Source organism: Paraburkholderia tagetis (genome assembly GCF_022213065.1).
GTDB lineage: Bacteria > Pseudomonadota > Gammaproteobacteria > Burkholderiales > Burkholderiaceae > Paraburkholderia > Paraburkholderia tagetis.
Map to the genome: position 1 here is coordinate 24,459 of NZ_JAKLJA010000064.1, position 7,591 is coordinate 32,049.

Genomic DNA, 7,591 nt, shown 5'->3' on the forward strand with positions numbered 1-7,591 from the left:
GCGCAGGATTCACGCAGACGCTTTCGAGCAACCGCCATGCCGCGCGTGCTGCAAAGCAGAACGGCGGCCACACGTGAGCGTGGCCGCCGTTCTTTTCTTTCGCCTGACTTGACCGCCAGACTCAACCGCCGGGAACCCCCGGCGCATCGGTTACCGGCTGATCGGCTTGTAGCGCAGACGCTTCGGACGCGCGGCTTCCTCGCCGAGGCGATTGATCTTGTCGGCCTCGTATTCCTGATAATTGCCGTCGAAGAACGTGACCTGCGAATCGCCTTCGAACGCGAGGATGTGCGTGGCGATACGGTCGAGGAACCAGCGATCGTGCGAGATCACCATCACCGAGCCCGCGAATTCGAGCAGGGCGTCTTCGAGTGCGCGCAGCGTTTCGACGTCGAGGTCGTTCGACGGTTCGTCGAGCAGCAGCACGTTGCCGCCCGAGATCAGCGTCTTGGCCAGATGCAGACGGCCGCGCTCGCCGCCCGAGAGGTTGCCGACGATCTTCTGCTGGTCGCCGCCCTTGAAGTTGAAGCGGCCGATGTACGCGCGCGAAGGCGTTTCGTACTTGCCCACCGTCAGCACATCGGCGCCGCCCGAGATTTCCTCGAACACGGTCTTGTTGGCGGCCAGCGCGTCGCGGCTCTGGTCGACGTAGGCGAGCTTGACCGTCGGGCCTTGCACGATTTCGCCCGAATCCGGCTGTTCCTTGCCCGTGAGCATGCGGAACAGCGTCGACTTACCGGCGCCGTTCGGCCCGATGATGCCGACGATCGCGCCTGCGGGAATCTTGAAGCTGAGGTTGTCGATGAGCAGACGGTCGCCATAGGACTTGCTGACGTTCTTGAACTCGATGACCTCGTTGCCCAGACGCTCGCCCGCCGGAATGAAGATTTCCTGCGTTTCGTTGCGCTTCTGGTAGTCCTGGCTCGACAGTTCCTCGAAGCGCGCGATACGCGCCTTCGACTTCGCCTGACGGCCCTTCGGGTTCTGGCGCACCCACTCCAGTTCCTTCTTGATGGCCTTCTGGCGCGCCGATTCCGTCGCTTCTTCCTGCTTCAGGCGCTCTTCCTTCTGGTCGAGCCAGCTCGAGTAGTTGCCCTTCCAGGGAATGCCGTGGCCGCGGTCGAGTTCGAGAATCCACTCGGCGGCGTTATCGAGGAAGTAGCGGTCGTGGGTCACGGCGACCACGGTGCCCGGGAAGCGCGTGAGGAACTGCTCGAGCCACTCGACCGATTCGGCGTCGAGGTGGTTGGTCGGCTCGTCGAGCAGCAGCATGTCGGGCTTTTCGAGCAGCAGCTTGCACAGCGCCACGCGGCGCTTTTCACCGCCCGAGAGGTTGCCGATCTTCGCGTCCCAGGCCGGCAGGCGCAGTGCGTCGGCGGCGATTTCGATCTGCTGTTCCGCGCTGCCATCGGTCGTGGCGAGAATCGCTTCGTACTTCGCCTGCTCGGCGGCGAGCGCGTCGAAGTCGGCATCCGGCTCCGCATAAGCGGCGTAGATCTCGTCGAGCTTTTTCTGCGCGTTGAACACGTCGCCGAGACCTTCCTCAACGGCTTCGCGCACGGTCTTTTCCGGATCGAGCTGCGGCTCTTGCGGCAGATAGCCGATGTTGAGGTTGGGCATCGGCGTGGCTTCGCCTTCGATGTCCTTGTCGACGCCGGCCATGATCTTGATGAGCGTGGACTTGCCCGAGCCGTTCAGGCCGAGCAGGCCAATTTTCGCGCCCGGAAAGAACGACAGCGAGATGTCCTTCAGAATCTGGCGTTTGGGCGGCACGATCTTGCCGACCCGGTTCATGGTGAAGACGTATTGGGCCATGAGAGTGTCTTTGAAAACGGGAAAAGGGGGGCGGGACGGGCGCTTCATATACAGGCGCCGCGTCGGAACCGCGAATTTGAGAATTCGGAGATTCAGCGCAAACCGCTATTGTACGGGGCGCGCGCGGAGCAGGGACGAGGCTTGACGATCGCGGCGCTCACGACTGCGTCAGCCGTCATGTTTTTCCGTGCGGTCTCACAGCCATTGCGCAACGCCACGGTGGCGTGCTGCGGTTTTGATGCGCGGGCAGAAAAAAGCCCGCGCTCCTTGCGGAAAGCGGGCTCCGATACGGCGCCGCAAGACACGCGCTCGGCAGCGCACCTTGCGTGGGCTGGACGTCGCTTAGACGTTGAGCGACCACACCAGAGCGCATTGGGCATGGACACGTACGTAAGTGTCTGTTTCGACTAGGAATTTCGGTGTGTTATGGATGTCCATGCCGTTGCGCACATCTGAGTTGATTTTGCCTTCGCAATGTCCATAGTTGGTAGTTACTTTCTCAACAGTGTGGGCGGGGGAAGCAACTCGTCAAGCCTAGCCTGAAGGCGAGCTCTTTCCTGCAGGAGTTCGAGCACCTGGCGCTGTGCGCTCGTAAGCTGAGACTGCGCGTTATCGCGCTGTTGCTCGAGCTGCTTAATCTTTGCGGTTAGGTCCTCACGGTCGCGTCTCCGCCGGTCTTGGCGCTTCCGCTGCAACGCCTTCTCTTGGCAGTTGATTTCCACCCATGCCTGTATCTCACGAATCAGTGCTGGATAGCGTGCCTTCCTGAGGGCAGTGGGGTCGGTGCCGGCCTCCTTTGCGACGTTGTTCTGGCTCACCGGAGTCCCGCGCGGCAGCACTTGCGGCTTGTCGGTCTTCAGGCGTTCGAAGGCCAATCGGAACCGTTGTTCTGCAGTCTCAGTTGCGGATGACATCAAGGTAGCTCCTCAGACCGTGGGCCTCGGCTTGCAGTGCCCGCGCGCGGGGGCTGTCTGGCTGAGCTTTTTCAATTCGCCGTTCAATGCTTGCAAGCTGCCGCTCGACGGAGAGCTGTTTTGTTCTGTCATATATCGCGTCCCGGCAAGGCTTGTCGCCGTCGCCCCCCGCACACCTCGCTACCGACTCGATGCCGCCATAGTCGCAATGGCCATCCTTTGTGCAGCCGCCGAGCCTAGTCTCCCGGAAGGAGACTTCGCCTTTTCGGCCAGCTTTGACAAGCGCATTGAAGTCCTTGTTTCCAATCAGGTTGACCACAATTTCCTGCTTTCGCCGCTCGCCCAATGGCGAGACATAGCGCTCTCCCACAAGGGTTTCAATCTGCTTGGCCATCACCTCGTATCGGGCCGCCACGGTCAGGCCCTCGAAGTCCTCGTTGAAGCGAGCCCGACTGTAGTTCTGTCCGTAATATAGGGTTTGGAGCAGCGTAAGATGCTTCATGATGACCTGGATAGAACTGTCGCTCAAAAGGCCACTGGCGAACATGTTGATTCCGCCCGTGCGTCGGAGCTGGTGATAAGCCAACGGCCAGGTCTCGCCAACCTTGAACTTCCCGCCCTTGTCTAGGTTCGGAGTGAACATGCGAGCAGTCACAAGGTCGTCCTCGGTAATCTTCATCTGCTCGGGGTCAAAGAGGCGTGGGTACCTCTGCATCAGGAACTGGTAGGACGGCACCTTCGGGCGCGTCGAATAAGGACTCCACCCACTCGGAATGGCTGACCACGGTTCGAACGCGGTTTGGAAAAGGTAGGGATTAGCTTGGTCGTCATCGCTGCAATTCACCTTCGGATTGGCAGCTGCGCACCGCATGCGCAGCTTGGCGACCACTGTCATTGCGTCTACTGCCACCTCGACGCTGGGGCTCGTCGGCCATCGAGCGTCACTGTCCGGGTCGGTTTTGGTGGTGTCACCGCAAATGACAGGGATGCGACCTAGGGCTGGGTCCTCCTCCCAGATAAGGCAATCCGCCCTCAACGCGCCAGCCTCTTCTTTTCGTTGGAGAGTGAAGTTGGCGATGTACGAGAGTCCAGTTGATTGAACCAACGTCAAGTACGCTGTGAACGACTTGATGTCGATGCTTTTCCTATTCGGTGGCAGAACCCACTTTTCAAGAAGTGTGTCGATACCAAACCGCTGGGCAGTGAGTTCGAAGCGACCATGGAATTGACGCCCGTTTCGCGCTCCAGCCCCCTTCCTTTGCAAAGTGAACGGGCGGTAGCTGTCGCGTGCTCCCTCATGGCCGAGTGCACACGATAATGACCCAAAGTTGTGGGCATAGGCGTCCACACAGAAGTTGAAGCAGTCCTCGACTTGCTGTCTGTGTTTGAGGAAGTCATCGAGACACTCCCTCAGTCGCCGGACTTGGTAGGTCCAGATACGCGGTGGAATGTAAGCGGTTTGCTCCACGTCTTCCTTGCCGTCTTGAAAGGCCTTGGACAGGCGGCTTATGCCTGCCTCGTCCAGCAGAGTGAAGCCAATCTTCTCCCTTACACGGAGCAGACGGTCCAAAGTAACCAGAGCGCACTGACTGTCAACCGCGCAGGGGTATAGCCCCGGCACCTTCTCGAGCAGCTTTGGAAATCGAGCGAGGTTGCTCGCCAGAATGCCCTCGTTGTCGCAAAGGACCACAATCCGACGCAAGAGGTTGAATTGCTTCTTGAGCGAAGACCAACTCCTGGCGCCCTTGGGGCCCCAAACTATCCATGTGGCCAACAGTCTCATTACGTGCTGGTTCTCTGGGCTGAGCGATGGGGCACTACGATTGTGTCGTCCTCCGGCGAAGTCGAGTTTGAGGGTTGTACCGGCCCACGCAGAGAAATCCCAATAGCTGTGGCCCCATCGTGAAAGGGGATAGCCTTGCACATCTTCACTCACAACCCAGTCCGCCGGGGGCGGCCAGTCTGGTGGGCGATAGCATGCACTATCAGGTGGAATCGGGGCGCTGGTCAACTTCAGTCCAAGTTCGTAAGGCAACATGCTCACCGCGTACCCTCCAGCTCTGCGATTTCGTCTCGGAAGTTCGGGTGGAAATCACCCTCGGTGATACGCGCCTGCGCTTCGGCTGCCCACTCGCGCCTGACCTCGTTGGACTGCTCAAACCATCTCAACTTCTCGTGGATGCGGCTAATAACGAGCTGCGCGGGCGGCACGTCTTCGTCGCGTTTTGGTAGATGCGCCTTGCTCAGCTCATTTGCCTTGAGATGTCCGAAGCTTGCCAGTGCCCACACATAGTCAAGCGAGTCCACGTCGCGGTGGTTCTCGCACCACAAGCACCCAGATGCCCTCACGCAATTGGGCTTCGGGGCATCCTTGGGAATCTCCGCTATCTGTTTAGGGATGCCAGTGCATCCACCTAGCGCCACAGCTTGCGTCCGCGTCGAATGAGGGTCGAATTTTGACCAGAATCGGGTAGTTTCGACCATGGCACGTTGAAGACTTGGTCGCTCGTACACCCGGAGCAATGTCTGCTTCGCGTGTTGTGCCATTTCAGCGGTCAGGTCGGGGTCGGCTGTCGTGCGCAGCAGCCAATTCACCCTTGTGTTCCGCAGTGAGCGTGACGAGACAAAGGGGAGACCTAGTTCACGGCAGGCCGTTCGAACTCGGGCGCCGCTGAATCTCCTCTCGGGCCTACTTTCGTGGATGCCGATGAAGGGAAAGAGTCGATTTGAAAACGGAAATAGCTTTCTGCGCCATTCGAGATAGCGTTCAAAGTGAGGTTTGTAGTCTTTGAATATCTCAAATAGCACCGTGCCACCGCGACGGTCTTTGTGTTCTTTTACCTGATAGCCGTCGAGGTGGCTCACATAGAAGAAATGCTGCAACTCGAGATTGACTGCCTGCGCGAGGTTCATTCCCGTCTGCGCGATGAACATGAGCAGCTCAGCCTCTATTCGCAGATTAGCAAGCGGGTACCGCTCCCCAAGTTTCGCGTATTTCTCTGTTCTCGGTTGCCATCCTTTGTCACCGTTGCGGGTTAGCGTTTTCCCGCTCCTCAGCTTGATTTCAACGGGGAGGGCGGCATCAAGAATCGTCCGAATGGTCAGTTCATCACAGATGTCCTGCAGCAAGTGCCCGAAGGCGAATGTATTGCTTAAGCTCTGCTTCTCCGCCTGAACGCCGACCGCAGTTTTTCGCTGTCTCTTCCATTCGAGGCCGGTCAGTTCGATAATACTGGTGTGTCGTTCGAGGGCGCGGTCCAAAACCGTCCCGACCATCGCAGCATAGCAATAAGCCGAGCGCATGGAGAGATGCTGATATTCGGGATGACGTGTATTCGCTGGCTTTCCCTTCTTCATACGCGTGCGGTGGAACAACGAATCTGCCCAAGCGCAGTAAGTCTCAGCGACAGCTGAGACGGTCAACGGACGACAAGTGCGGTCTGCGAATCCGAAGAAGTTCCTCAAGAAGCGTAGCTGTACGAACGCTGTCTCTCGTGAACCGCCGCTACCCAGCCCCGCCTTGATTTCCGCATGCAGTTTGGATACCAGTTCCAGACGGTCGAGCTGCGGGTCACCCAGCGCCCCGCTGGCTATCAACTGCCCGACGCGGTCTGCTTTGGCGGCAGCCCCGCCCTTATAAAGCAGAATGGTGAGGTTCCACGGCGTCTCTTTCGCGCCGAAATTGACATCTGGGAAGTTCAGGTCGGGTAGTCGAAGTTGGTCACGCATCTGCGTTGTCCCAGTTTCTGTTTCGGAACCCGGTGAAGGCTTCATTGAAGTCTGCCGCAGCCTGCTTCTTGGCGCGAGTGTTCTCGAGGAATTTGATATACCCCAAGGTCACTCTCTCGTCTTTGTGAAGCATGGCGTCTCTGACGATTCGAATCGCCTCGGTGGTGTTGGCAGCGCTCTCGAGCAGGAGTTGCATCAGCCAAGTACCGAATGTGGCGCGAGACTGATGGAACTTAAAGTGCTCCATGAACTGCATTCCAGCCGCGACTGCTCGATTTCTCATTTCATTGACCAGCCGGTCCACCGTTCCGACGGTGTATGGCTGAGCGCGCCGGGACAGGAAAAGCAGGTTCTTATGCTCTGGTTGCGCTTTCGCTTCTCTTAGCAGACGCGTTGTCGACGACGCGTAAGTTTTCAGGTCGGCCAAGACTGCTTTCGGCACCATGAGCTCGCCGGAGACTGAGAACTTAGTGGCTACGCCGGTTCCCGGTCCTACGGGAAGCCGGAACACGCTTGGCGTATGTGGGTCCTCCCGTGCTGTGTGCATGCTAGTCACGGTCAAAGTGGTGATGGTGCCCACGCGTGCTCCAGTGAAGAAGCCCGCGCTAAGCATCAGGTGCAACTCCTCGGTTTCGTGCTTTGCGGTGTATGCCAGCAATTTGCTCATGTGCTCAGAGCGAAGCGGCAGAAGACCACCTTCCAGTGGATTGCCCACTCGCTTGCGGTTCGGGATTGATAGGTCGCTACTCACGCGGACCATGGTCCGTTTGAAGCCGACTGCATCGTGAAAAGGAATGACGGCGAGGCGGTCATTCCACATTGGGGCGTCGGCGCCTACAAGATTGTGCGCGTCGGCGAACCGGTAGAACTGGATGACTGTGCTCATGCAGTTCGATGCCGTGCTGCTGGCCAGTATGCCGTCGTCGCGCTTCTCAATGAGGTGCTTTCTGAACTTTCTCAGCACCTGCTCCTCCTTGCGGACGGGAAAGTGCCTCCAGTCGAGTCCCGTTGCCTCAAGGAATTTGGCATAGCGGCCAAGGTGCTTCATTGTCGCCTTGACAGTTTCGATGTCGACGTTACGAGGCGCGGCTCTCTCCAAAGCCCAAAGATTTGCTTCGTCCCAGCCTCGACCG

Annotated in this window: 5 protein-coding genes; all 5 read right to left on the reverse strand. The window is 58.6% G+C overall.

The genetic code is table 11. The features are described from left to right. Nucleotides 1–150: 150 nt before the first annotated feature. The gene (gene ettA / locus L5014_RS35570; RefSeq protein WP_238468566.1) at nucleotides 151–1,815 is read right to left on the reverse strand and encodes an energy-dependent translational throttle protein EttA; all 1,665 of its coding nucleotides are present in this window, start codon (nucleotides 1,813–1,815) and stop codon (nucleotides 151–153) included. Nucleotides 1,816–2,306: 491 nt separating this feature from the next. Further along, entirely contained in the window at nucleotides 2,307–2,729 is a 423-nt protein-coding gene (locus L5014_RS35575) for a hypothetical protein (RefSeq protein ID WP_238468567.1), read from the reverse strand. Continuing rightward, entirely contained in the window at nucleotides 2,713–4,512 is a 1,800-nt protein-coding gene (locus L5014_RS35580) for a hypothetical protein (protein ID WP_238468568.1), read from the reverse strand. The genes L5014_RS35575 and L5014_RS35580 overlap by 17 nt, the downstream gene beginning before the upstream one ends. 257 nt (nucleotides 4,513–4,769) lie before the next feature. Next, nucleotides 4,770–6,458: a site-specific integrase gene (locus L5014_RS35585; RefSeq protein ID WP_238468569.1), complete on the reverse strand. Its 1,689-nt coding sequence runs from the start codon at nucleotides 6,456–6,458 to the stop codon at nucleotides 4,770–4,772. Further along, nucleotides 6,451–7,591 (reverse strand): tyrosine-type recombinase/integrase (locus L5014_RS35590; RefSeq protein ID WP_238468570.1); only part of this gene is annotated, 1,141 nt, incomplete at its 5' end. The genes L5014_RS35590 and L5014_RS35585, both read right to left, overlap by 8 nt.